The organism is Pseudarthrobacter oxydans, assembly GCF_030812335.1.
Classification (GTDB): Bacteria; Actinomycetota; Actinomycetes; order Actinomycetales; family Micrococcaceae; genus Arthrobacter; species Arthrobacter oxydans_B.
The window spans coordinates 338,219-360,019 of record NZ_JAUSSN010000003.1; the positions used below are offsets into that span (position 1 = coordinate 338,219).

A 21,801-nucleotide genomic window follows, 5' to 3' on the forward strand; every position below is an offset into this window, starting at 1 on the left:
ATTCAGCCGGGTTCACTCAGCAAGGTTTGCCCGGCTCAGGCCACTTCCGGGGGCAGCATCAGGCGCGCGCCCGGGATGGCATGGAGCAGCGCCTTGGTGTAGTCCTGCCGCGGCGCGTCGAAGACGTCGTCGGTCGAGCCCGTCTCCACCAGCTTGCCCTTCTCCATGACGCACACGTGGTCGGCGATCTGCCGCACCACCGCGAGGTCGTGGGTGATGAACAGGTAGGTCAGGCCCAGCCGGGACTGCAGTTCCGCGAGCAGGTTCAGCACCTGCGCCTGGACCAGGACGTCCAGGGCGGACACGGCCTCGTCACAGATGATCACCTCCGGATCCAGCGCCAGGGCACGGGCGATCGCCACGCGCTGGCGCTGGCCGCCGGAGAGCTCGTTCGGGTACCGCTGCATGGTGGACTGCGGCAGCGACACCTGGTCCAGCAGCTCGCGGACCTTCTTCTCGCGGCTGACCTTGTCCCCGATCTTGTGGACCCGCAGCGGCTCCTCGATGGTCCGGTAGATGTTGTACATCGGATCGAGGGAACCGTACGGGTCCTGGAAGATCGGCTGCACCCGGCGGCGGAACGCGAAGATCTCCTTGCTGTTCAGCGCGGAGGTGTCAACGCCGTCGAAGATGATCTTGCCGGAGGTCGGCTCGAGCAGGTTCAGCACCATCTGCGCCACGGTGGACTTGCCGGAACCCGACTCGCCCACGATCGCCGTCGTGGTCCCGCGCTTGACGCTGAAGGAGACGTCGTCGACGGCGGTGAAGTCGGTCGATTTGCCGAACCCGGAGCGCAGCTTGAAGACCTTGCTCAGGTTCTGGATCTGCAGCACGTCTTCGGTCATCGCCGGTTCAACCGCAACGGTCTCGGCGGAAGCCAAAACTTCTTCCGTCGGGACGCCGAGCTGCTTGGCCACCTGGATGCGCCGTGATGCCAGCGACGGCGCCGAGGCCACCAGCCGCTGGGTGTACGGGTGCTGCGGGTTCTGCAGCAGCTCCAGGGACGGGCCGGCCTCGACGACATTGCCGCGGTACATGACCACGACCTTGTCGGCACGCTCGGCGGCCAGGCCGAGGTCGTGGGTGATGAGCAGCACGGAGGTGCCCAGTTCCGAGGTCATCTTCTCCAGGTGGTCCAGGATCTGGCGCTGCACGGTGACGTCCAGGGCCGACGTCGGCTCATCGGCGATGAGCAGGCGCGGCTGGCAGGACAGGCCGATGGCGATCAGCGCGCGCTGGCGCATGCCGCCGGAGAACTCGTGCGGGTACTGCTTGGCCCGCCGGGCGGCGTCCGGCAGCCCGGCCTGCGCCAGGACCTTGGCGACGTCGTCCGGGCCGCTGGGGCGGCCGTTGGCCTTCAGCGTCTCCCTGACCTGGTCGCCGATCTTCCAGACCGGGTTCAGGTTGGACATCGGGTCCTGCGGGACCATGCCGATGATGTTGCCGCGCAGTTCGATCATGCGCTTCTCGGAAGCGTGCGAGATGTCCTCGCCGTCGAGCAGGATCTGCCCGCCGGCGACACGTCCGTTGCCGGGCAGGAGTCCGATCGCGGCCAGCGCCGTCGTGGACTTGCCGGATCCGGACTCGCCCACAATGGCGACCGTTTCGCCGGGCATGATGGTCAGATGGGCGTTGCGCACGGCCTGGACCTCGCCGCTGCCGGTCTTGAAGGAAATCGCGAGGTCGCGGATTTCCAGCAGTGGCCGGTCAGCCTGGGTTCCGGCCTCGAGAATCGTGACGTCGGACGTAGTCATGGTTGCCTCCTTCATCGCTGGCGGCTCTTCGGATCGAGCGCATCGCGCAGGGCATCGCCCAGCATGATGAAGCTCAGGACCGTGATGGACAGGGCCGTTGCCGGGTAGAGCAGCACGGCCGGGTTGGTGCGGATGGAGGACTGCGCCGCGGAGATGTCATTGCCCCAGGACATCACCGAGCCGGGCATGCCGATTCCGAGGAACGAGAGCGTGGCTTCGGCGACGATAAAGACGCCGAGTTCCATGGTCGCGAGCACGATGATCGGTGCCAGCGCGTTCGGGAGCACATGGCTGACCAGGGATCCGAGCCGGGAGACTCCGAGCGAGCGGGCAGCGGTCACGAAGTCGGCGTTGCGGACCTCGATGACGGCGCCGCGGGTGATGCGGGCCATTTGCGGCCAGCCAAGCACCACGAGGACCAGGACCACGGTCCAGACTCCCCGGTTCTCACGCATCAGCGGCAGCTGGGTAAGGACCAGGGCGCCGAGGACGATGGGCAGGGCGAAGAAGATGTCGCCGAGGCGGGCAAAGAAGGTATCCACCCAGCCGCCGAAGAAGCCGGCCAGGGCGCCGAAGGTGACGCCGATGATCAGCACGGAGATCACCGAGAACACACCGACCATGAGCGATGCCTGGGTGCCGTGGATGATGCGCGAGTAGATGTCGCAGCCCTGGAAGGTGAAGCCCAGCGGGTGCCCCTCGGTGGGAGCACCGTTGGAGTTCGCCAGCTCGCAGCCGTTGTCCGGGGCGACCTGGGTGAAGAGCCCCGGGAAGACGGCCACCACAATGATCAGCGCGATCATGACCGCGGAAATGATGAAGAGCGGACGACGGCGGAGCTTGCGCCAGGCATCTGCCCAGAGGCTCAGCGGCGCCTCGTCGACTTTGACGGCATCCGTTGCCAGCAGAGGGGTTTCCTCGACCGGGGCGACAAAGTGCTCGAGTGTGCGATTAGTTTTCATAGCGGATCCTCGGGTCAAGCCAGGCGTACAGCAAATCGACCAACAGGTTGGCGAGAACGAAGACCAGCACCAGGACGCTCACAATGGCGACCACGGTGGGGCCTTCACTTCGGAGAATGGCCTGGTAAAGCTTCTGGCCAACGCCGGGGACGTTGAAGATGGCTTCGGTCACGATCGCGCCGCCCATCAGGCCGCCCAGGCTCGCGCCGAGGTACGTGATCACGGGGATCAGTGAGTTGCGCAGGACGTGGGTGGTCACGACCTTGCGGCGTGACAGGCCCTTGGCGGTGGCAGTGCGGACGTAGTCGGCGTTCATGTTCTCGATGACGGACGCGCGCGTCAGGCGCAGCACGTAGGCGAAGGACACCATGCCAAGCACCACTGCCGGGAGGATCAGGCTTCCCCAGGTGACATTCGAGCCGACCGTGGGTTTGGCCCACCCCAGTTGGACCCCGACGAGCAGCTGCAGCGCGAAGCCGAGCACGAAGGTCGGGATGGCGATCACGACGAGTGACAGCACGAGGACCGTGCTGTCGAAGATGCCGCCCTTGCGCAGTCCGGCGACGAGGCCGAAGGCGATGCCGAAGACGCCCTGGATAATGAGGGCCTCGATCGCGAGCATCGCCGTGACGGGGAAGACGCGTGCCAGGGTGTCGGCAATCGGCTTGCCGGTGAAGTCGACGCCGAGGTTGAAGGTGAAGAGGTTTTTCAGGAACAGCCCGTACTGGACCCAGAAGGGCTCGTCCAGGTTGTACTGCTGGCGCAGCTGCGCGATGACCGCCTCGCTCGGCGGGCGGTCGCCGAAGAGGGCGCGGATGGGGTCGCCCGGAAGGGCAAAGACCATGAAGTAGACGAGCAGGGTGGTTCCGAGGAATACCGGAATGACCTGCAGCAGGCGCCGGAGGATGAACTGGATCACAGCAGCGCCTCCGGTGAGATGGTGGAACGAAGGGGAATCATGGGACAGCTTCCTGCCGGTTTCAAGCATGTGGGGGCCCGGCTAGGCCGGACCCCCAAGCTTTGGTGATGTGGAAATGAGTTCCGCAGAACTCAGGAACTACTTGGCCGTGATGGCCCAGTACTGCAGAACGCCGTTCCAGCCGGAGTCAACGTTGCTGACATTCTCGCTCCAGACAGCCTGGCGTGCGGAGTACCACAGCGGCAGGTTGGGGAGGTCCTTGAACAGGATCTCCTGCGCCTGGGTGAACTTCTTGTTGGCGTCGTCCGTGGACTGGGCGCCGAGGCCTTCGTTGAGGAGCTTGTCGAACTCGGGGTTCGAGTAGCCCTCGTAGTTGGCGCTGGAACCGGTCTTCAGGAGCGGGCCGAGGAAGTTGTACAGCGACGGGTAGTCGGCCTGCCAGCCGGCGCGGGTCAGGCCCGGCAGCTCCTTGGCGGTGCGCAGCTTCAGGATTTCAGCGAACTTGGCGAACGGCTGGCCTTCGGCCTTGATTCCCAGGTTGTTCTTGAAGTTGTTGGCAACGGCGTCGATCCATTCCTTGTTGCCGCCGTCGGTGTTGTACGCGAGCTGCAGGGTCTTGTCTGCGGGCCACGGGCTGATCGCGTCAGCCTGGGTCCAGAGGTCCTTCGCCTTGGCGGCATCGAACTTCAGGACCTCGGAGCCGGCAACGTTTTCGTTGTAGCCGTCAACAGCCGGGGAGGTGAAGTCCTTGGCCGGGATGCGGGTGCCGGAGAAGATGACCTTGGTGATCTCGTCGCGGTTGATCGCCATGGAGAGAGCCTGGCGGCGCAGCTGGCCCGCTTCGCCCTGGAACTCGGGCAGGTAGCCCGGGATGTTCAGGGTGGAGTTGCCGGCGTACGGCTTGTTCAGGTTGTTCTCCGGGAAGTCCGTGGTGTAGGTCTTCAGGGCATTCGTGGGCAGAACGTCCGTGACGTCCAGGTTGTTGGCCTGGATGTCCGTGTAGGCCGGGGCCGGATCGGTGTAGAACTTGAAGGTCACGCCGCCGTTTTTGGCTTCGCGGGCACCCTTGTAGTCAGGGTTCTTGACCAGGGCGATCTGGCTGTCGTGCTGCCAGGCGCCTTCCTTCTCCATCTTGTACGGGCCGTTGCCGACCGGGTTCTCGCCGTACGCCTTCGGGTCCTTGATGGCGTCGGCGGGCAGCGGCATGAAGGCCGAGTAGCCCAGGCGCAGCGGCCAGTCGGCTTCCGGCTGCGTCAGCTTGACCGTAATAGTGGAATCGTCCTTCAGGGCGAGGCCGGAAAGGGTCTCGGCCGTGGGGGCGGGAACCTCGGTTTCCTTGCCGTCGGCTCCCATCTGCTTCGTGGTGGCGCTTACGGCGTCGTAGCCTTCGACGGACTCAAAGAAGCTGCTGTTGCCCTGCGCATTGGTGCTCAGCGCGGCAAAGTTCCAGGCATCAACGAAGCTCTTGGCGGTGACTTCCTCGCCGTTGGTGAACTTGGTGCCCGGCTTGACCTTGATCGTGTAGTTCTGGCCGTCCGGTGATTCGATGGACTCGGCCAGGGCGTTGACCGACTTGCCACTGGGGTCGTAGCTGGTCAGGCCCTCGAAGAGCAGTTCGACGACGCGGCCGCCGTAGACCTCGCCGGTGTTGGCGGGCATCAGGGGGTTCTGCGGTTCGTTGCTGTAAGCGGTGATGACCTTGTTGGGGTCGCCGGCAGCCTGGGTGGCACCGTTTGAGGTGCCGCCTCCGGCGCCGCATCCGGTCAGGGCGAGAGCGGCGATAGCCACCATGCCCAGTGCTTTGGAAGTGCGCGAAAAACGCATTCCGCCTCCTATGAGTTGTGGGAGTTCGTGAGGGAAAAACTTATGCTTCCCCGCAGGCAGGCACAGGGGTATCCCCTGTGACGTGGCCTACATATACGAGTAGCCTAACCCCAGACTGTCCAGATGGTGGAACTCTGTTGCCAAACCGTGACCCGACAAAAAGCGTGACTGAAACGTCAAGTGCGGTGTATTTCAGGTCACACGCTACCGGCTGGTAGTATTCGCCGCCGGGCGATCCCGGTTATGGCGGGTTAACTCGGTCCGGCGGCCAAAAGCTGGGCCCGCAGCTCGCGGCGCTCCCGCTGTTTTTCCGGGTCCGGCAGCGGCACGGCGGCAAGGAGACGCTGGGTGTAGGGCTCCTGCGGGTTGCGCAGGATCTGGTCCCGGGTGCCCTGCTCGACGATGCGCCCGCGCTGCATCACGCAGATCCGGTCCGCCAGCACGTCGACGACGGCGAGGTCGTGGGTGACGAAGAGGCAGGCAAAGCCGAGTTCCTTCTGCAGGTTCTGGAACAGGTCGAGCACCTTGGCCTGCACGGACACGTCCAGCGCCGAGGTGGGCTCATCGGCGACCATCAGCTTCGGCTTGAGTGAGAGCGCCCGGGCGATGCCCACCCGCTGCTTCTGCCCGCCGGAGAGCTCGTGCGGGTACCGGTTGCGGTAATTCCGCGGGAGCTCCACCTGATCCAGCAGCGCCTCGATCCGCTGCTGCAGCTCGGCGCCTTTCGCCACTCCGGCCAGGAACATCGGCTCACCGATGCTCTCGCCGATCGGAAGCCTCGGGTTCAGCGACGACGACGGGTCCTGGAACACCATGCCAACATGGCGGCGCATCTCGTGAAGCTGCCGGCCGTTCCTCTTGGCGGCGGAAATATCCTGCCCGACGACCTTCATGGTGCCGGCCGCAACCGGCAGCAGCCCGACGGCGGCGCGGCCGATGGTGGTCTTGCCGGACCCGGACTCCCCCACCAGACCGACAACCTGGCCCGGGTAGATCACCAGGTTGGCGCCCTCGACGGCGCGGAACGCGGGCACGCGGCCCTGCTTGGGGTATTCGATCGCCACGTCCGTCAGCTCCAGCACAGGCTCTCCCTGCGGCTTGGCCGCTGCCGCGGCTGCCAGCGCCGCGGCGTTTTCACGCTCGCGCCGGAGCAGCTGCTCTTCCGGGATGGAGGTGAGTTCGGCGTGGGTGGCGGCGGCGAGGGCTGCCGTGACGTCCACTTCCGCGGCGCTGTCCGCGCCGCCCTGGCCGAGGTGGGGAACGGCTGCCAGCAGGGCCTTGGTGTATGCGTGCTGGGGGTTGTGGAAGATCTCGGCTGCGGTCCCTGTTTCCACGATGACACCGCGGCGCATCACGGCGATCCGGTCCGCGAGGTCGGCGACGACGCCCATGTCGTGGGTGATCAGGACGATCGCGCTGTCGAGCTTGTTCCGCAGGTTGCGCATGAGGTCCAGGATTTCGGCCTGAACCGTCACGTCGAGGGCCGTGGTCGGCTCATCGGCGATCAGGAGCTTGGGATCGCAGGACAGCGACTGGGCGATCATGGCACGCTGCCGCTGGCCGCCGGAGAGCTGGTGGGGGTAGGACCGGAAGGCCTTCTCCGGGTCCGGCAGCTCCACGAGCTCGAGCATGCGCAGGGCGCGCAGCCGGGCCTCGTCGGGCGAGACCTCGCTGTGCAGCCGGACGGTCTCCACGATCTGGGCGCCGACGGTGTACACCGGGTTCAAAGCGGTCATGGGCTCCTGGAAAATCACGGCCACTTCCTTGCCGCGGACGGCCCGGATGTTCGCTTCGTCCGTGCCCAGCAGCTCCTTTCCGGCGAGCCTGACGCTCCCGGTTACCCGGCTGTTGCTCGGCAGCAGACCCAGCAGGGCCATCGAGCTGGCACTCTTGCCCGAGCCGGACTCCCCCACGATCGCGAGCACCTCACCGGCGCGCACCTCGTAGTTCAGGCCGATGGCGGCAGGCACCCACTTTTTGTCCACGCCGAAGTCGACGCTGAGGTCGCGGACCTCCAGTACGGGTTCGCTCCTGCCCGGAGCCGGGGCGACGGCTGGATCGAGGGTGATGAAGTCAGTCATGATGGGGCTTTCCTTCCACCCGGGCCGCCGGTCCACCGGGGATTAGTGCTGCGGCTCGGAATACTGAATTATTGGGGGCATGAGCTCTGCGCCGCATGCCGGTACCGTTGAAATCTTCAAGGCCCGAACGAACGCCTGGTTCGCCTGGCTGTGCTGGGCGGTCGCCGCTCTCGGCATCGCCGTCACGGGGATCACCGCCGGACCGGCGGCGCTGGCCGGAACGGCACCGCTGCTGCTGGTCGCGTTCCTGGGCTGGCAACTGTTCTGGATGCCCGCCGTGGTGGTGCACGACGGCGGGGTCACCCTGGAGAACCCGTTCCGGTCGGTCCTGGTGCCCTGGGAGGCCCTGGTGCATGTCGACACCCGGTTCGCCCTCACCCTGGTCACGGCCCGCAAGAGCTACGTGGCCTGGGCCGCACCGGCGCCGGGCATCTGGGGCGGGCGCAATGCCCGCCCGGAGGACCTCCGCGGCCTGCCGGCAACCACGTACGGTCCCGGCCAGTCCGTGCGGCCCGGGGACCTGAAGTCCACGGACTCCGGCCAGGCGGCCCGGCTGGTGCGGGAGCGCTGGCATGAACTGGTGGAAAGCGGCGAACTGGCCGCCGGCGATGCCGCCACCACACCGGTCAAAGTAACCTACCGCTGGGCGGCGGCCGCCGTCGTCGTGCTGTTGCTCGCGGCCAGCTACTGGAGCGTTGCCGCGCAGTAGCTCATCCGTGCGGGCACTACGGGAGGCCGGCATCTAGTCGTCCTTGGTTCCGTCGAACGCGGTGACGGGTGTCGCCTCGAGGGGATGCTTGCCGTGGTCCTTGGCCTTCTTGGCGTTGAACTTCTTCTGGCGCGGGTCGAACGCGTCCCGCAGGCCGTCACCGATGAAGTTGATGCTCAGGCAGATCAGCACGATGAACAGGCCAGGGAACCAGAACAGCCACGGCCGCGTAGCGAAGGCCTCCTGGTTCTGCGAAATCAGGAGCCCGAGCGATGTGTCCGGAGCCTTGACGCCGACACCGAGGTAGCTCAGGGCCGTTTCGGTGAGGATCGCGGCGGACATGGTCAGCGTGATGTTCACGATCAGCACACCGATGGCGTTGGGCAGTATGTGCTTGAAGATGATCCGGGCGTTGCTGGCCCCGGAGATCCGGGCCGCATCGACGAATTCGCGTTCGCGCAGCGAGAGGAACTCGCCGCGCATCAGCCGTGCGAGCCCAACCCAGGTAATCAGGCCGAGGAAGATGCCCAGCGCCAGGATGCCGTTGCTGCTGGCGAAGGTGGCAAACCAGCTGCCGGAGTCCCGCCGGCCGGCCATCTGTGCCATCACGGCGGCGAGCAGGAGCGCCGGAATGATGATGATGACGTCGGTGAGGCGCATCAGGATCGCTTCCGTCCAGCCGCGGAAGTAGCCGGACAGGGCCCCGACCACGACGCCGATCAGACCGGCGATGAGTCCGATCACCAGCATGACGGTGATGGACTGCTGGGCGCCGCGCATGGTCATGGCGAACAGGTCGCGGCCGATCCGGTCCTGGCCGAAGGGGTGGTCGCCCCAGGCCAGCGGCCACAGCGAGGCGGTGGGCACGCCGTCGTTGACCAGGGGGGTGACCTGGTCGTGGCTGTACTTCCACCAGCCGGGGATGCCCCAGTAGCCGACGGAGGTGAAGGCCGTGACAAAGATGATGGCGAACACGACGAGACCGATGATGGCGCCGGAGTGGCCCAGGAACCGTTTCCGGACGATCTGCCCCTGGCTCAGGCCCTTGGCTTCGAGGATGGGCTCGACCCCGGCCGCCGGCAGCCCGGCGTCCTCGGCCATGATTTCGTCCTGCTGACTTGGCTGGCTCATGCTTTTACCCTTACGCGCGGATCAAGTGCGGAGTACGCAAGGTCCGCAATGAGGTTGAAACCCATGGCTGTGATGGCGACACAGACGAAGACGCCCATCACGGGGTTGGGGTCGACGTGCGAGATGCCGTCCAGGAACAGGAAGCCCATCCCCCGGACCGAGAAGACAGTTTCTGTGATGACGGCGCCGCCGATCAGCCCGCCGATGTCGAAGGCCACGATGGTGGCGATCGGGATCAGCGCGTTGCGGAAGGCGTGGCGCATGACGACGGTCCGTTCGGACAGGCCCTTGGCCCGGGCGGTCCGGATGTAGTCCATGTTCATGATTTCCAGCATCGAGGCCCGGGTGAAGCGGGTGTAGCCGGCCAGCGAGATCAGGATCAGTGCCATGGTCGGCAGGATCAGGTGCGTGAAGGAGTCCAGGCTCATGATCCAGAAATCGCCCTCGATGTTCGGGGTGCTCGCACCGATGGTGGCGATGGGGCGGCCCCGGACCCGGCTGTTGTTGAAGTATGTGGGCCACGCCTGCATGTAGCGGTCCAGCAGGATCAGGAATCCGACCAGGAACGAGGTGAGCGCGGCGGCCCGCATGGACTGCCCGCGGTCGTAGCCGCCCATCAGGAAGCCGATGCCCAGCCCGACCAGGACCGCCGCGACCGCGAGGAGCACGATCATCAGGATGGTGGCCTCGTTGAGCAGCGGCTGGATGACGAAGTAGACGACCAGTCCGACGCCGACGGCGATCAGCGCTGACTGCAGGGCCTTGCGGTTCTTGAGCCCCGCCGACAGCAGGGTCACGGCGAACGCAATGCCGACGCCGGCAATCGCGATGACCACCGGGCCCAGCCCCGGGGTCTTGAACCACTCGGTGGCGGAGAAGTACATCAGCACGGCGGCCGCGAACAGGAAAGCGACGCCGCCGATGAGCAGCCGGCGTTTCATCTCGCCGCCGACGGTCACGGCCGTCAGGACGCCGATGACGGCGCCGATGGCGAGGGCTGCCGGGATCGGTATCTCGGGATTCCGGAGGAAGTTGTTGAACCCGATGGCGCCATACTCCTTCAGCAGCACCGCGACCCAGAAGATCGGGAGGGAGAAGAAGAGGAAGGCCATGAACGTTACGCCGTAGTCCAGCGTGCTGTACTGGCGCAGGGCGGTGATGATGCCCAGCGTGATGCCGATCAGGATCGCCAGCACGGTGGCCCCGGTGACCAGGGTCAGGGTCTGCACCAGTGCGTGTCCCAGGGCATCGGTGATGGGCTGGCCCGCGATGTTCTTGCCCAGGTCGCAGGAGTTGGCGAACGGGATGAGGCACTGTGCCGCACCGCCGAGCCAGTGGAAATACCGGATGGGGGCCGGCGTGTCCAGCTGCAGCAGCTCGGTGCGTGCGTCCATGAGCTGCTGTTTGTTGGGGGCGCTGCTGGCACGGAATTCCTCCAGGGGATCGCCTGACGCCGCTGTCAGGAGATACACCAGGAAGGATGCGCCGAGAAGTATGAGGGCGGCAGTGATGAGCCGCCGGACTATGTAGGTCACCATGGGAAAGAACCTCGGTATTCGGGGCCAGGGGTTGCCCGGACCGGTCGCAGAGTTTGGCCTTTTCCCCGCGGATGACGGGCTAGGGCCCGCCATCGTTTGGGGGTGTCGCTAGAAAGGCGTCGGAACCAGAATGCCCGGTTCCGACGCCTTTAGCTAGCAAGTATCACTTGCGGTCGTCGGCTACTTCTGTGCCCACTCCCAGAAGTTCCACCAGACACCGGTCTGGTTCGGCATGTACTTCACACCGGTGATGCGGTCGCTGTACGCGTCCACGCCAACTGCCTGGAAGATCGGGAGGCCGTAGGAGGAAGCCCAGATCTTCTGGTCGATCTGCTTGATCAGCTCATCCTGCTTGCCCTTGTCGGTGGTGACAATCAGTTCGTCCATCAGCTTGTCGGCTTCCGGATCGCTGAACTGGTTGAAGTTGGAGTCGTTACCCGTCTTGAAGATCTGCGGGACGCCGGAGACACCGACACCCGAGTTGATCCAGCCGAAGATGGTGGCATCGTAGCTGCCGTCGCCGAGGGCCTTGCCCCAGTCCGACTTGCCGAGGCCGCCGTCGACGATCTTGAAGCCTGCCTTGGTGGCGGACTCGCTGATCAGGGCGAACATGTCCGCACGGTTGGGGTTGTCCTTGTTGTACATGATGCGGACTTCAGGGGTGGCACCGGCGAGGAGCGACTTTGCACCTTCGATGTCGACATCCTGGTAGGCGGACGAACCGTTGGCCGTGGCGGATTCGGTGTAGAGGGCCTGGTCCGGCACGAACAGCTGGGAGTCGAGCGGCTTCGCCTCGGGGTCCAGCTTCTTGACGATCTTGTCGACGATGTCCTTGCGCGGGACGCTCTTCATGAACGCTTCGCGGACATTCTTCTCGGCAAAGACGCCGCTGAAGTTGAGGTCGATGTGGTCGTAGGAAAGCTGGTTTCCGACCTCGACCGTGACGCCCTGGCTTTCGAGGGCCTTGAGCTGCTCCACCGTGTCAGCCGAAGCCTGCGGTGCGATGATGTCGGCCTCGCCGTTCTTGAGCGCCTGGACCTGGGCCGGAGCGGAACCGATGTAGCGGACGGTGATTTCGTCCAGCTTGGCTTCCGGACCCCAGTTGTAGTCCTTGTTCTTGACCATGGTCAGGGACTGGTCCTGGTTGACACCCTTGACAATGTAGGGGCCGTTGGAGAGGTACAGGTTCGGGTCCGCCGGCAGGGTCTTGGAGTCGAAGCCGGTGTTCCACATCTCCGCCATGGCCTGGAGCTGGGCGTTGGCCGGCTGGGGTGCCGCGGCGTCGCCGCGCGGCATGCCCTTGAGCAGGTCAACGAATGCCTTCGCATCCGCCAGGCCCGCCTTCTTGGCCAGGACGTGGGCCGGAATGTCGATACCGGGGCCGCCAATGGCGATTTCCCAGTCAGCAAACGGCTTGGAGTACGTCAGGGTCATGGAGCGGCCGTCTTCGCCGAGTTCCGGGAAGTCCGTCAGAGCGATGCCCGTCGGATCACCGGCGTAGGAGAAGTAGGACGTTCCGGTCTTTGCCTCGGCGTCGGCATCGTCGTAGTAGCCGGAGAAGGCGGCCCACTGCAGGACGAGGTCGGCTGCGGTCACGGGGGTGCCGTCGGACCACTTCACGCCGTCGTTGATGGTGTACTTCACTGTCAGCGGGTTGTCCGAGACCTTTTCCATCTTGCCGAACTTCTCGTTGCGGACAACGTTCAGTTTGTTGTCGATGTAGAAGAAGCCCGAGTGGGTGGCGTAGCTGATCTTGGAGTTGATGTCTGTGTTGCCATCAGCCGTGTTGGGGTTGAACGTGTTGAAGGCGTTCACCTCCACGACTGTTGCAGATCCGCCTGATTTGCTTGCTGCCGCAGCAGTGGTCGGGGTTGTCCCGCCGCTGTTGCCCGCGCAGGCGCTGAGGGCCAGGGCAGCTGCTGCTGCCACGCCCACTGCTTTGGAAATACGACCGAAGCGCATTCCGCCTCCTTGTTTCTGTGGTGTGGTTGAGACCGAGGCCGTAGGCACCGGGCAGACGTCCACACTCCCCCAGCGGCAGTGTGGTCCGTCTCACATGGGATGTAGCGTAAGCCCGAAATTCAGCGCCGGGCGATGAAAGTTGACCGACTGTAAAGTTCGTTACAGAGCTGCAACATTGTGCGGCGTTTCCCGGGTCGAATTCATCACGGTCTATTGACGTCCCGCACGCCCGGCGCTAATGTTCCCGGGCACAGGAAAAGCCCCGATTCTCACATCGGGGCTTCTCGAGTTAATCCTTAATTACTTGATGAATTCATCAATCCGTCACACGTTGAAGCGGAACTCCACGACGTCGCCGTCGACCATGACATATTCCTTGCCTTCGATCCGGACCTTGCCGCGGGACTTCGCCTCCGCCATGGACCCGGCGTCGATGAGGTCGTCGAAGGAGACGACCTCGGCCTTGATGAAGCCGCGCTGGAAATCGGAGTGGATGACGCCGGCCGCCTGCGGGGCCGTGTCGCCCTGGTGGATGGTCCACGCCCGGGTTTCCTTTGGTCCTGCGGTCAGGTAGGTCTGCAGCCCGAGGGTGTGGAAGCCGACGCGGGCCAGCTGGTCCAGGCCGGATTCGTCCTGGCCGTTCATCTCCAGCATTTCGCGGGCCTCTTCCTCGTCCAGTTCGACGAGGTCCGATTCGAGCTTGGCGTCGAGGAAGATGGCGTCAGCCGGGGCCACCATGGCGCGCAGTTCCTCCTGCTTCTCCGGGCTGCCCAGGATGCCCTCGTCCGCGTTGAAGACGTAGATGATGGGCTTGGCGGTCAGGAGGCTGAGCTCCCTGAGGTGCTCCATCTCCAGCTTGTCGCGCTTGACCGAGGCGAAAATGGTGTCGCCGCGTTCGAGGACGGCTTGGGCGGCCTTGATCGCAGTCAGCTCGGCGGCGTCCCGCTTCTTGATCTTGACTTCTTTTTCGATCCGGGGAATCGCGTTTTCAATGGTCTGAAGGTCGGCCAGGATCAGCTCGGTGTTGATGATCTCCATGTCCGAGCGGGGATCCACCTTGCCGTCGACGTGGATGACGTCGGGGTCATCGAACACGCGGACAACCTGGGCGATGGCCTCGGCCTCGCGGATGTTGGCGAGGAACTTGTTGCCCAGTCCTTCGCCCTCCGAGGCACCCTTGACGATCCCGGCGATGTCGACGAAGGACACCGGGGCGGGCAGCAGGCGCGCCGATCCGAAGACGGCGGCCAGCTTGGCCAGCCGCGGGTCCGGCAGGTTGACTACACCGACGTTCGGCTCGATCGTGGCGAACGGGTAGTTCGCTGCGAGCACCTGGTTGCGGGTCAGTGCGTTGAAAAGAGTTGATTTGCCGACGTTGGGCAGTCCGACGATGCCAATAGTAAGAGCCACGAGTACTAATTCTACCTGCTGCGGCCGGGGTCCCCTGCGGGGGCCCGGTTGGAAGGATGGTTAGGCCGCCGGCAGGGCGTCGGCGGGAAACTGTCGGAGGGGCATGCCACAGTGAAGACATGGACGCTTTTGCACTGATTCTTGCCCTGCTCATGCTGCTCGTCGGCGCGGTCGCCGGCGCCGCCGTGGTCTTTCTGCTGATCCGGCGCCGCACCCTTGCGGTGGAGCAGGATTTCGACGCCGTCTCGGCCCGGCTCTCCGAGGTCAGCGCGCAGTTCGCCGCGGCCGACGCCGAGCGGCGCCTGCTGGCGGCCCAGAACCGGGACCTTGGCGAGTCCCGCAACCAGGACGGCAGCGTGCTGCGGGCCCTGGCGCCGGTGGCCGAGAAGCTCACCGCCGTGCAGCATCAGGTGTCGCTGCTGGAGCGCGACCGCCTCGAGCAGTACGGACAACTGGCCCAGCAGCTGCAGGAAGCCCGGTTGTCCGACGAACAGCTGCTGCGCTCAACCCATGCCCTGGAGTCCGCGCTGCGGTCCAACAGCGCCCGCGGCCAGTGGGGGGAGGTCCAGCTGCGCCGGGTGGTCGAGGCCGCAGGGATGCTGCGCCACGTCGATTTCCACGAGCAGGTGCACAGCGGCCAGCAGCACGGCGCCGGGACGGAGAGCAGCATCCGGCCTGACCTCGTTGTGCAGCTCCCCGGCCAGAAGCAGCTCGTGGTCGACGCCAAGGTGCCGCTGGCGGCCTATCTTGCGGCGCAGGAACTCGGAGCGTCCGCCCCGGGGCCGCACCACGCGCAGTCCCTGAGCGGCCAGCAGGCCCACCTGCTGGCCCATGCCAAGGCCCTCAAGGCCCATGTGGACGCGCTGAGCAACAAGAAGTACTGGGACATCCCGGGCAACTCCCCGGAGCTGGTGGTCTGCTTCCTGCCGGCCGAGTCGATCCTGGCCGCCGCGCTCTCGGCGGACCCGGCCCTGCTGGATTACGCCCTGTCCAGGAATGTGGTGCTGGCCTCGCCTTCAACCCTGCTGGCGGTCCTGAAATCCGTCGCCTTCACCTGGCGCCAGGACGTCCTCACGGACAGCGCGCGCGAGCTCTTCGAACTGGCCCACCAGCTCTACGAGCGGATGGGGACGCTCGGCGAGAACGTCACCAAGCTCGGCGCCTCCCTCAAGACCTCTGTGGACCGCTACAACTCCATGGTGGGCACACTGGAGGCCCGGGTGCTGCCGACAGCGCGGAAGCTCAACGCCCTGGACGCCACCGGGCTGGCCACCCCCGCGGCCGTCGAGGTGACGCCGCGTTCCGTGGCCGCCCCGGAACTCCAGCCCGGGAACGCGCCGGAACGTGGGTCCGGGCAGCCAGCGGACGCAGCCCCGAACGATTCACTCGACGAGGACCAGGAGTCCGCCGCCTAGGACGGACGTTGTGCGTTTGGACGGACATTGTCCGCCCTGCCTAGTTGGACGGACGTGTGCGCCCCGTCTAGGAGGTCTGGGCGGGGCGTGTCCCGCGGCCCCCGAGGGCACGCGTGACGTCGCCGGCCTGCTTCAGGGTGGCGCGGAGCTCCTTCGGCAGCGAGAACAGCAGGTCCTCTTCGGCCGTGACGACTTCCTCGACCGCGCCGTAGCCGTAGTCGGCGAGCAGGCGCAGGACGTCCTTGACCAGGACCTCCGGGACCGAGGCACCGGAGGTCACCCCGACGGTCGCCACACCCTCGAACCAGGACTCGTCCACCTCATTGGCGAAGTCCACGCGGTACGAGGCCTTCGCGCCGTATTCCAGCGCCACTTCCACGAGCCGGACGGAGTTCGAGGAGTTCGCCGATCCGACCACAATCACGAGCTCCGCCTGGGGTGAGATCTTCTTGATGGCCACCTGGCGGTTGGTGGTCGCGTAGCAGATATCGTCGCTGGGCGGGTCCTGCAGGGTGGGGAACCGCTCCTTGAGCAGGCGCACGGTCTCCATGGTTTCGTCCACGCTGAGGGTGGTCTGGGAGAGCCAGATAACCTTCTCCGGGTCCCGGACCGTGACCTTGTCGACCTCGTGCGGGCCGTTGATGATCTGGATGTGCTCGGGCGCCTCGCCCGCGGTCCCTTCGACTTCCTCGTGGCCGTCATGGCCGATCAGCAGGATGTCGAAGTCGTCCTTCGCGAAGCGCACCGCCTCTTTGTGCACCTTGGTCACGAGGGGGCACGTGGCGTCGATGGTCCGCAACCCCCGGTCCTCGGCGGACTGGACCACGGCGGGTGAGACGCCGTGGGCGGAAAAGATCACCAGGGCGCCCTCGGGGACCTCGTCGGTCTCGTCAACGAAGATGGCGCCTTTTTCCTCCAGGGAGCTGACGACATGCACGTTGTGGACGATCTGCTTGCGCACGTAGACCGGCGGTCCGTAGTGCTCCAGCGCTTTTTCCACCGCGATGACCGCACGGTCGACGCCGGCGCAGTAACCGCGCGGGGCCGCGAGCAGGACCTTTTTCGGGCCGCCGACGGGGGCTGCGGCCAGGACTTCTTCCGGCGTGCGCCGCCGGCGCGGAACGGTTGGCATCGGAATGGAAACAGCAGTGGAAGTCATGCCCCAATGCTACCGGTGTTGGACGGGCCGCCGATCTGGCCGCGGCCGCAGGCGCGGCGCCGGGCGCTCAGGCGCCTCGGCGCCCGCCGACGACGCGCAGCACGAGTCCGGCTGCCAGCAGGACGCCGCCGGCCACGGCGGCCACCAGGGTCCACTGCCCGAAACTTGAGCCGGCGGCCGCGACGAACTCGCTCTTGAAGATCTCTGCGACCTCGTTGCCGCTGCTCGTTGCCGTCACGGCACCCGCGACGGCGTCGGCGGCGAGCTTCCAGGCGCCGGCGAGCACCAGGCCTCCGACCCCAATGCCGGTCAGGACGGTCCAGCGCCGCCGGGCGGCCACAAAGGCCAGCGCGAAGGCGATGAGGGCGCCGACGGCCAGGGCGTAGCCCATCGGCGCGAAAGCGGATACCCGGTCGAGGAGCTGCCGGTGCTCGGGCTGCCCGATCGTGATCAGCAACTGCTCCGGGGCCTCCAGCGGCAGGGTGGTGGCGTCCGCCACCTGCTTGGCCACCAGACCGACGAGGGGAGCCAGGTCCAGGGTCAGCGACGTGGCCGGGCCGGTCTCGGCTGGCGGTGCGCCGGGGTCGGCGAAGTTCAGCTGGTGGCTCTTGCGCAGCGTTTCGGTCCAGGCCTCCGGGTAGCCGGGCATGCTTGTCAGCGACCGGGCCGCGCTTTCCAGGATCGGGGTGACCAGTCCGCTGAGCGCGGCCGGGATCCGCTCCGCGCCCAGACTGCCGACGGCGGCCGCGGCCAGCCGCTCCTGGAACACAGGATCCTTGCCCAGGGGCGCAGTGAACGCCACGAAGCCGTCCTGCTGGACGATGTTCCGGTCCACCCACATGGCCGGAACAGCGACAGCCGCCAGGGCAAGCCCGATAAGTACCGCTACGGCCGAGACAAAAGTGCGCACAAGAAAGTCCTAGGTGGTTGGTGGGTAGTGCCCATCCTACGGGGGGCGGCCTGCGGAACGATAAAGTCGGCCCCCGATGATAGAGCTATGGATAGAGTTGAAACCGACAAGTTCGAGTTGTCGGCCGGTGGCCTTTCCTGACGCGCAGTCGCCGGGGCCGCACCTGCTGACATCCCCGCCCCGGCAAAGGACACCGACGCATATGCACCAGGCCATTTCAGCCCCGGGACACGGGCATGTCTGAGGACGTTGCGGCCGCCACCACGGTTCCTGGCACGGCGGCTGAAACCAGCCCGGACAACCCCTGGCCGCTGCAGCTGCTGTCCCAGAAACTCAAGATGCACATCGACCGCGCACCCTCCGCCTGGGTCGAAGGCCAGGTCATCGAACTGAACCGGCGGGGCACGAACGCCTACCTGACGCTGCGGGATATCGATGCTGAGATCTCCCTCCCTGCCTCCGTCTGGACCAACGTGCTGGACCGCCAGGAGACCCCGCTGGAGCGCGGCTCCCGGGTGGTGGCCCTGATCAAGGCCGAATTCTGGCTCAAGACGGGCCGACTGAACATGTCCGTGAAGGACATCCGGCCGGTGGGCCTCGGGGACCTGCTCGCCAGGATCGAGCGCCTGCGCCATGCCCTCGCCGCGGAAGGGCTGTTCTCCGACGCCCGCAAGAAACGGCTGCCCCTGCTCCCCCACCGGATCGGCCTGATTACCGGCCGCAACTCGGACGCCAAGAAGGACGTGCTGCGCAACGCGGCGCTGCGCTGGCCCGCCGTCGAATTCGAAATCCGCGAAGTGGCCGTCCAGGGCAACACCGCCGTCGCGCAGGTCATCGCCGCGCTGCGCGAGCTGGATGCGCATCCCGAGGTGGACGTGATCGTCATCGCCCGCGGCGGCGGGGCCCTGGAGGATCTGCTGCCTTTCAGCAGCGAGGAACTCATCCGGGCCGTGTCGGACGCTGCCACGCCGGTGGTCAGTGCGATCGGCCACGAGGCGGACCGGCCGATCCTTGACGATGTCGCGGACCTGCGTGCCTCCACACCGACCGACGCCGCCAAGCGGATCGTCCCGGACGTTGTGGAAGAGCTCGCCCGCGTCCGTCAGGCCCGCGACCTGCTCCGGCGTGGTGTCACCCGGTTGGTGGAACGTGAGACGGACCGCCTGGCCTCGCTGCGCTCCCGGCCAGTGCTGGCGTCCCCCGAAGTCATGGTCAACAACCGCCACGACGACGTCGAACGGCTCAAGGGCCGCTCCCGGGCGGCGGTCACGACCGCCGTCGTCCGGGCCGCCGACCAGCTGGTCCACCTCAAGGCCCAGGTCCGGGCACTTTCGCCGCAGAAGACCCTGGACCGGGGGTACGCCGTCGTGCAGCTCGCCGGCGGCGACACGGCTCCAGGGACCCGCCGGGACGTCGTCCGGCACCCTGACCAGGCGCCGTCGGGCACGCCGCTGACCGTCCGGGTGGCCGGAGGCCGGTTCGCCGCGGAGTCGACCGGCGGCCAGGAACCCGCCGACGACTGACAAACCACCCACCCGAACGACCCGTCCCGCGGGACAGCAAGGAGCAGCACGCCATGACAGCAGAAACAAAGCCCAACGCCGACATCGAGGGCCTCAGCTACGAGGAGGCCCGCGAGCAGCTCGTCGGCATCGTCACCAGGCTCGAAACCGGCGGGGCGAGCCTCGAGGAGTCCCTGGCGCTGTGGGAACGCGGCGAGGCGCTGGCCAAGCGCTGCGAACAGTGGCTGGAAGGTGCCCGCAAGCGGCTGGCCGCGGCGCGCGACCAGCCCGCCCAGGCCGGCTAGCCGCTCCGGCCGGTCAGGAACGCTCGACCAGATCCCGTTCCAGCGCGACATCCAGGTCCGGAACCGGCCACCGCAGCTTGAGGCCCTCCATCGCGTCCAGCAGCAACTGCTGGACGGCGATCCGGGCATACCACTTCTTGTTGGCCGGGACCACGTGCCACGGGGCGATCTCGGTGGCCGTCTTCTCGATGGCCTTCTGGTACGCGTCCATATAGTCGTTCCAGAACGCGCGCTCTTTCAGGTCATTGCTGCTGTATTTCCACAGCTTCGCCGGGTCATCCAGCCGCGCGAGCAGCCGTTCCTTCTGCTCGTCGGGACTGATGTGGAGCATGACCTTGACGATCTTGGTGCCCGCGGCTGCCTGCCTGGCCTCGAATTCGTTGATCGCGCTGTAGCGGCGCTCCAGTTCCTTCGGATCCGCCCATCGGTGGACGCGGTGGATCAGGACGTCCTCGTAGTGCGAGCGGTCAAAGACTCCCACCATGCCGGCAGCGGGCACTTCCTTCTCGATCCGCCACAGGAAATCGTAGGACTTCTCCTCCGAAGTGGGAGCCTTGAACGACTTCATCTGGACACCCTGCGGGTTCATCGCGCCCATGACGTGGGTCACGATTCCGCCTTTGCCGGCCGTGTCCATGGCCTGCAGGATCAGCAGGACCCGCTTGGTGCCTCCGAAGCGGGATTCGGCGAAAAGCTGTTCCTGGAACAGGGTGAGGTTGTCGTCGAGGTCGTCGAGAAGTACCTCCCCGTCGTTCTTGTCCCCCGGATAGCCCGGAGTCGAGTCCGGGTCCGTGTCCTTCAGGCTGAAGCCTGTGCCCGCCCTCAAAATCTCAGAGGGGCGCTCCGTGAATCCCACGACGTCTGACATGCCTTGCCTCTTTCCGGTTCGGGCAGCCTCCATGCGGACCGCCGGACCACCGCCCGCCGCGCTGCTGAGCTTAGGCTAGTTCCCCTTGTACCGGCTCAGGAAGTCCGCCATGCGGTTGATTGCCTCTTCCAGGTCCTTCACGAGCGGCAGGGTGACCATCCGGAAGTGGTCCGGGCGAACCCAGTTGAAGGCCCGGCCGTGGGAGACCAGGATCTTCTGCTCGCGCAGCAGGTCCAGGACGAACTTCTCGTCGTCGCGGATGCGGTAGACCTCGGGATCGAGCTTCGGGAAGAGGTACATGGCGCCCCGGGCCTGCTGGGTGCTGACCCCGGGAATCGCGTTGAGCATGTCGTAGGCCTTGTTCCGCTGCTCGAGCAGGCGCCCGCCCGGCAGGATGAGGTCATTGATGCTCTGATACCCGCCGAGCGCCGTCTGGATCGCGTGCTGGGCCGGAACGTTGGCGCACAGGCGCATGTTCGCCAGCAGGTTGATGCCCTCGAGGTAGTCGGCGGCATCCTTTTTCGGCCCGGAAATGGCCATCCACCCGGCCCGGTAGCCGCACACACGGTACGCCTTGGACAGTCCGCTGAAGGTCAGGCACAGGACGTCGTCGCCGGTCAGGCTGGCCATGTTCACATGGACCGCGTCCTCGTAGAGGATCTTCTCGTAAATCTCGTCGGCGAAGAGGACCAGCCCGTGCTTCTCGGCCAGGGCGACGATCTTCTTGAGCGTGTCTTCCGGATAGACGGCGCCGGTGGGGTTGTTCGGGTTGATCACCACGATGCCCTTGGTGCGCGGCGTGATCTTCGCTTCGAGGTCCTCCAGGTCCGGCTGCCAGCCGGATTCCTCGTCGCACAGGTAATGCACGGGACGGCCGCTGGCCAGGGCGACGGAGGCGGTCCACAGCGGGTAATCGGGGGTGGGGATCAGGACTTCGTCGCCGTCATCCAGCAGTGCCATGAGGGACATCGTGATCAGCTCACTGACGCCGTTGCCCAGGTAGATGTCATCCACGTGGATGTTCTGGATCCCGCGGGTCTGGTAGTACTGCGACACGGCGGTCCGGGCCGAGAAGATGCCGCGGGAATCGCTGTAGCCCTGCGCATGCGGCAGGTGGCGGATCATGTCCACCAGAATCGCGTCCGGCGCTTCGAACCCGAACGGCGCCGGGTTTCCGATGTTGAGCTTGAGGATGCGGTGACCCTCCGCCTCCATCTGCTGGGCGGCCAGGAGGATCGGTCCACGGATGTCGTAAAGGACATTATGAAGCTTGGTGGACTGCTTGAATTCTGCCATTCATCAAATATGCCATATGGAGGATGTACTTCCGCCGAGATCCGTCTCACAGGGGG

The 21,801-nt window shown here is 66.0% G+C and carries 17 protein-coding genes; 4 read left to right on the forward strand and 13 right to left on the reverse strand.

Features of this window, described 5'->3' with window-relative positions:
- Window positions 1–35: 35 nt before the first annotated feature.
- From J2W14_RS06800 to J2W14_RS06820, 5 genes are all read right to left on the reverse strand, one after another.
- Window positions 36–1,754 carry an ABC transporter ATP-binding protein gene (locus tag J2W14_RS06800; RefSeq protein WP_307460224.1) on the reverse strand — a complete coding sequence of 573 codons (1,719 nt, stop codon included), beginning with the start codon at window positions 1,752–1,754 and terminating at the stop codon, window positions 36–38.
- 11 nt (window positions 1,755–1,765) lie between these two features.
- On the reverse strand, window positions 1,766–2,716 hold the full coding sequence (locus tag J2W14_RS06805) for an ABC transporter permease (protein ID WP_307460228.1): 951 nt from the start codon (window positions 2,714–2,716) through the stop codon (window positions 1,766–1,768).
- Complete coding sequence (locus tag J2W14_RS06810) at window positions 2,706–3,635, reverse strand: ABC transporter permease (RefSeq protein ID WP_307460229.1); 930 nt, start codon at window positions 3,633–3,635, stop codon at window positions 2,706–2,708. Before J2W14_RS06810 ends, J2W14_RS06805 begins: the two co-directional genes overlap by 11 nt.
- Window positions 3,636–3,773: 138 nt before the next feature.
- Window positions 3,774–5,459, reverse strand: a complete 1,686-nt coding sequence (locus tag J2W14_RS06815; RefSeq protein WP_307460232.1) for a peptide ABC transporter substrate-binding protein — start codon at window positions 5,457–5,459, stop codon at window positions 3,774–3,776.
- Between the two features lie 251 nt (window positions 5,460–5,710).
- A complete protein-coding gene (locus J2W14_RS06820; RefSeq protein WP_307460234.1) occupies window positions 5,711–7,540 on the reverse strand; it encodes an ABC transporter ATP-binding protein in 1,830 nt (609 codons plus the stop codon).
- A gap of 79 nt (window positions 7,541–7,619) precedes the next feature.
- Here J2W14_RS06820 and J2W14_RS06825 point away from each other — a divergent pair, with 79 nt between their 5' ends.
- Window positions 7,620–8,249 (forward strand): PH domain-containing protein, encoded by a 630-nt coding sequence (locus J2W14_RS06825; RefSeq protein WP_307460238.1) that lies wholly within the window; start codon window positions 7,620–7,622, stop codon window positions 8,247–8,249.
- A 33-nt stretch (window positions 8,250–8,282) separates the two neighbouring features.
- On the opposite strand, the gene J2W14_RS06830 is transcribed toward J2W14_RS06825, so the two are convergent.
- The 4 genes from J2W14_RS06830 to ychF form a co-directional block, all read right to left on the reverse strand.
- Window positions 8,283–9,380, reverse strand: coding sequence for an ABC transporter permease (locus J2W14_RS06830; RefSeq protein WP_307460240.1), 1,098 nt, complete (start codon window positions 9,378–9,380; stop codon window positions 8,283–8,285).
- The gene (locus tag J2W14_RS06835) at window positions 9,377–10,918 is read right to left on the reverse strand and encodes an ABC transporter permease (protein WP_307460243.1); all 1,542 of its coding nucleotides are present in this window, start codon (window positions 10,916–10,918) and stop codon (window positions 9,377–9,379) included. The genes J2W14_RS06830 and J2W14_RS06835 overlap by 4 nt, the downstream gene beginning before the upstream one ends.
- 180 nt (window positions 10,919–11,098) lie before the next feature.
- Complete coding sequence (locus J2W14_RS06840; RefSeq protein ID WP_307460246.1) at window positions 11,099–12,880, reverse strand: ABC transporter family substrate-binding protein; 1,782 nt, start codon at window positions 12,878–12,880, stop codon at window positions 11,099–11,101.
- Window positions 12,881–13,204: 324 nt separating this feature from the next.
- Window positions 13,205–14,290, reverse strand: a complete 1,086-nt coding sequence (ychF, locus tag J2W14_RS06845; RefSeq protein ID WP_307460249.1) for a redox-regulated ATPase YchF — start codon at window positions 14,288–14,290, stop codon at window positions 13,205–13,207.
- Window positions 14,291–14,409: 119 nt separating this feature from the next.
- On the opposite strand from ychF, the gene J2W14_RS06850 reads away from it, so the two are divergent.
- A complete protein-coding gene (locus J2W14_RS06850) occupies window positions 14,410–15,705 on the forward strand; it encodes a DNA recombination protein RmuC (protein ID WP_307460252.1) in 1,296 nt (431 codons plus the stop codon).
- Between the two features lie 67 nt (window positions 15,706–15,772).
- Here the strand turns inward: J2W14_RS06850 and J2W14_RS06855 are convergent, their stop codons facing one another.
- Entirely contained in the window at window positions 15,773–16,864 is a 1,092-nt protein-coding gene (locus tag J2W14_RS06855; RefSeq protein WP_307460256.1) for a 4-hydroxy-3-methylbut-2-enyl diphosphate reductase, read from the reverse strand.
- Window positions 16,865–16,931: 67 nt separating this feature from the next.
- A complete protein-coding gene (locus J2W14_RS06860) occupies window positions 16,932–17,774 on the reverse strand; it encodes a hypothetical protein (protein WP_307460258.1) in 843 nt (280 codons plus the stop codon).
- Window positions 17,775–18,010: 236 nt separating this feature from the next.
- On the opposite strand from J2W14_RS06860, the gene xseA reads away from it, so the two are divergent.
- Window positions 18,011–19,297 (forward strand): exodeoxyribonuclease VII large subunit, encoded by a 1,287-nt coding sequence (xseA, locus tag J2W14_RS06865; protein ID WP_307460261.1) that lies wholly within the window; start codon window positions 18,011–18,013, stop codon window positions 19,295–19,297.
- 53 nt (window positions 19,298–19,350) lie between these two features.
- A complete protein-coding gene (locus J2W14_RS06870; protein ID WP_307460264.1) occupies window positions 19,351–19,581 on the forward strand; it encodes an exodeoxyribonuclease VII small subunit in 231 nt (76 codons plus the stop codon).
- 13 nt (window positions 19,582–19,594) lie between these two features.
- On the opposite strand, the gene J2W14_RS06875 is transcribed toward J2W14_RS06870, so the two are convergent.
- Window positions 19,595–20,449, reverse strand: a complete 855-nt coding sequence (locus J2W14_RS06875; protein WP_307460267.1) for a PPK2 family polyphosphate kinase — start codon at window positions 20,447–20,449, stop codon at window positions 19,595–19,597.
- Between the two features lie 75 nt (window positions 20,450–20,524).
- Window positions 20,525–21,745, reverse strand: a complete 1,221-nt coding sequence (locus J2W14_RS06880; protein WP_307460270.1) for a pyridoxal phosphate-dependent aminotransferase — start codon at window positions 21,743–21,745, stop codon at window positions 20,525–20,527.
- Window positions 21,746–21,801 lie beyond the last annotated feature (56 nt).

Coding starts and splice junctions, on each gene's coding strand:
- J2W14_RS06800 (WP_307460224.1), bottom strand. CDS start 1,754: ATGACTACGTCCGACGTCACGATTCTCGAGGCCGGAACCCAGGCTGAC.
- J2W14_RS06805 (WP_307460228.1), bottom strand. CDS start 2,716: ATGAAAACTAATCGCACACTCGAGCACTTTGTCGCCCCGGTCGAGGAA.
- J2W14_RS06815 (WP_307460232.1), bottom strand. CDS start 5,459: ATGCGTTTTTCGCGCACTTCCAAAGCACTGGGCATGGTGGCTATCGCC.
- J2W14_RS06820 (WP_307460234.1), bottom strand. CDS start 7,540: ATGACTGACTTCATCACCCTCGATCCAGCCGTCGCCCCGGCTCCGGGC.
- J2W14_RS06825 (WP_307460238.1), top strand. CDS start 7,620: ATGAGCTCTGCGCCGCATGCCGGTACCGTTGAAATCTTCAAGGCCCGA.
- J2W14_RS06830 (WP_307460240.1), bottom strand. CDS start 9,380: ATGAGCCAGCCAAGTCAGCAGGACGAAATCATGGCCGAGGACGCCGGG.
- J2W14_RS06835 (WP_307460243.1), bottom strand. CDS start 10,918: ATGGTGACCTACATAGTCCGGCGGCTCATCACTGCCGCCCTCATACTT.
- J2W14_RS06840 (WP_307460246.1), bottom strand. CDS start 12,880: ATGCGCTTCGGTCGTATTTCCAAAGCAGTGGGCGTGGCAGCAGCAGCT.
- J2W14_RS06850 (WP_307460252.1), top strand. CDS start 14,410: ATGGACGCTTTTGCACTGATTCTTGCCCTGCTCATGCTGCTCGTCGGC.
- J2W14_RS06855 (WP_307460256.1), bottom strand. CDS start 16,864: ATGACTTCCACTGCTGTTTCCATTCCGATGCCAACCGTTCCGCGCCGG.
- xseA (WP_307460261.1), top strand. CDS start 18,011: ATGTCTGAGGACGTTGCGGCCGCCACCACGGTTCCTGGCACGGCGGCT.
- J2W14_RS06870 (WP_307460264.1), top strand. CDS start 19,351: ATGACAGCAGAAACAAAGCCCAACGCCGACATCGAGGGCCTCAGCTAC.
- J2W14_RS06875 (WP_307460267.1), bottom strand. CDS start 20,449: ATGTCAGACGTCGTGGGATTCACGGAGCGCCCCTCTGAGATTTTGAGG.
- J2W14_RS06880 (WP_307460270.1), bottom strand. CDS start 21,745: ATGGCAGAATTCAAGCAGTCCACCAAGCTTCATAATGTCCTTTACGAC.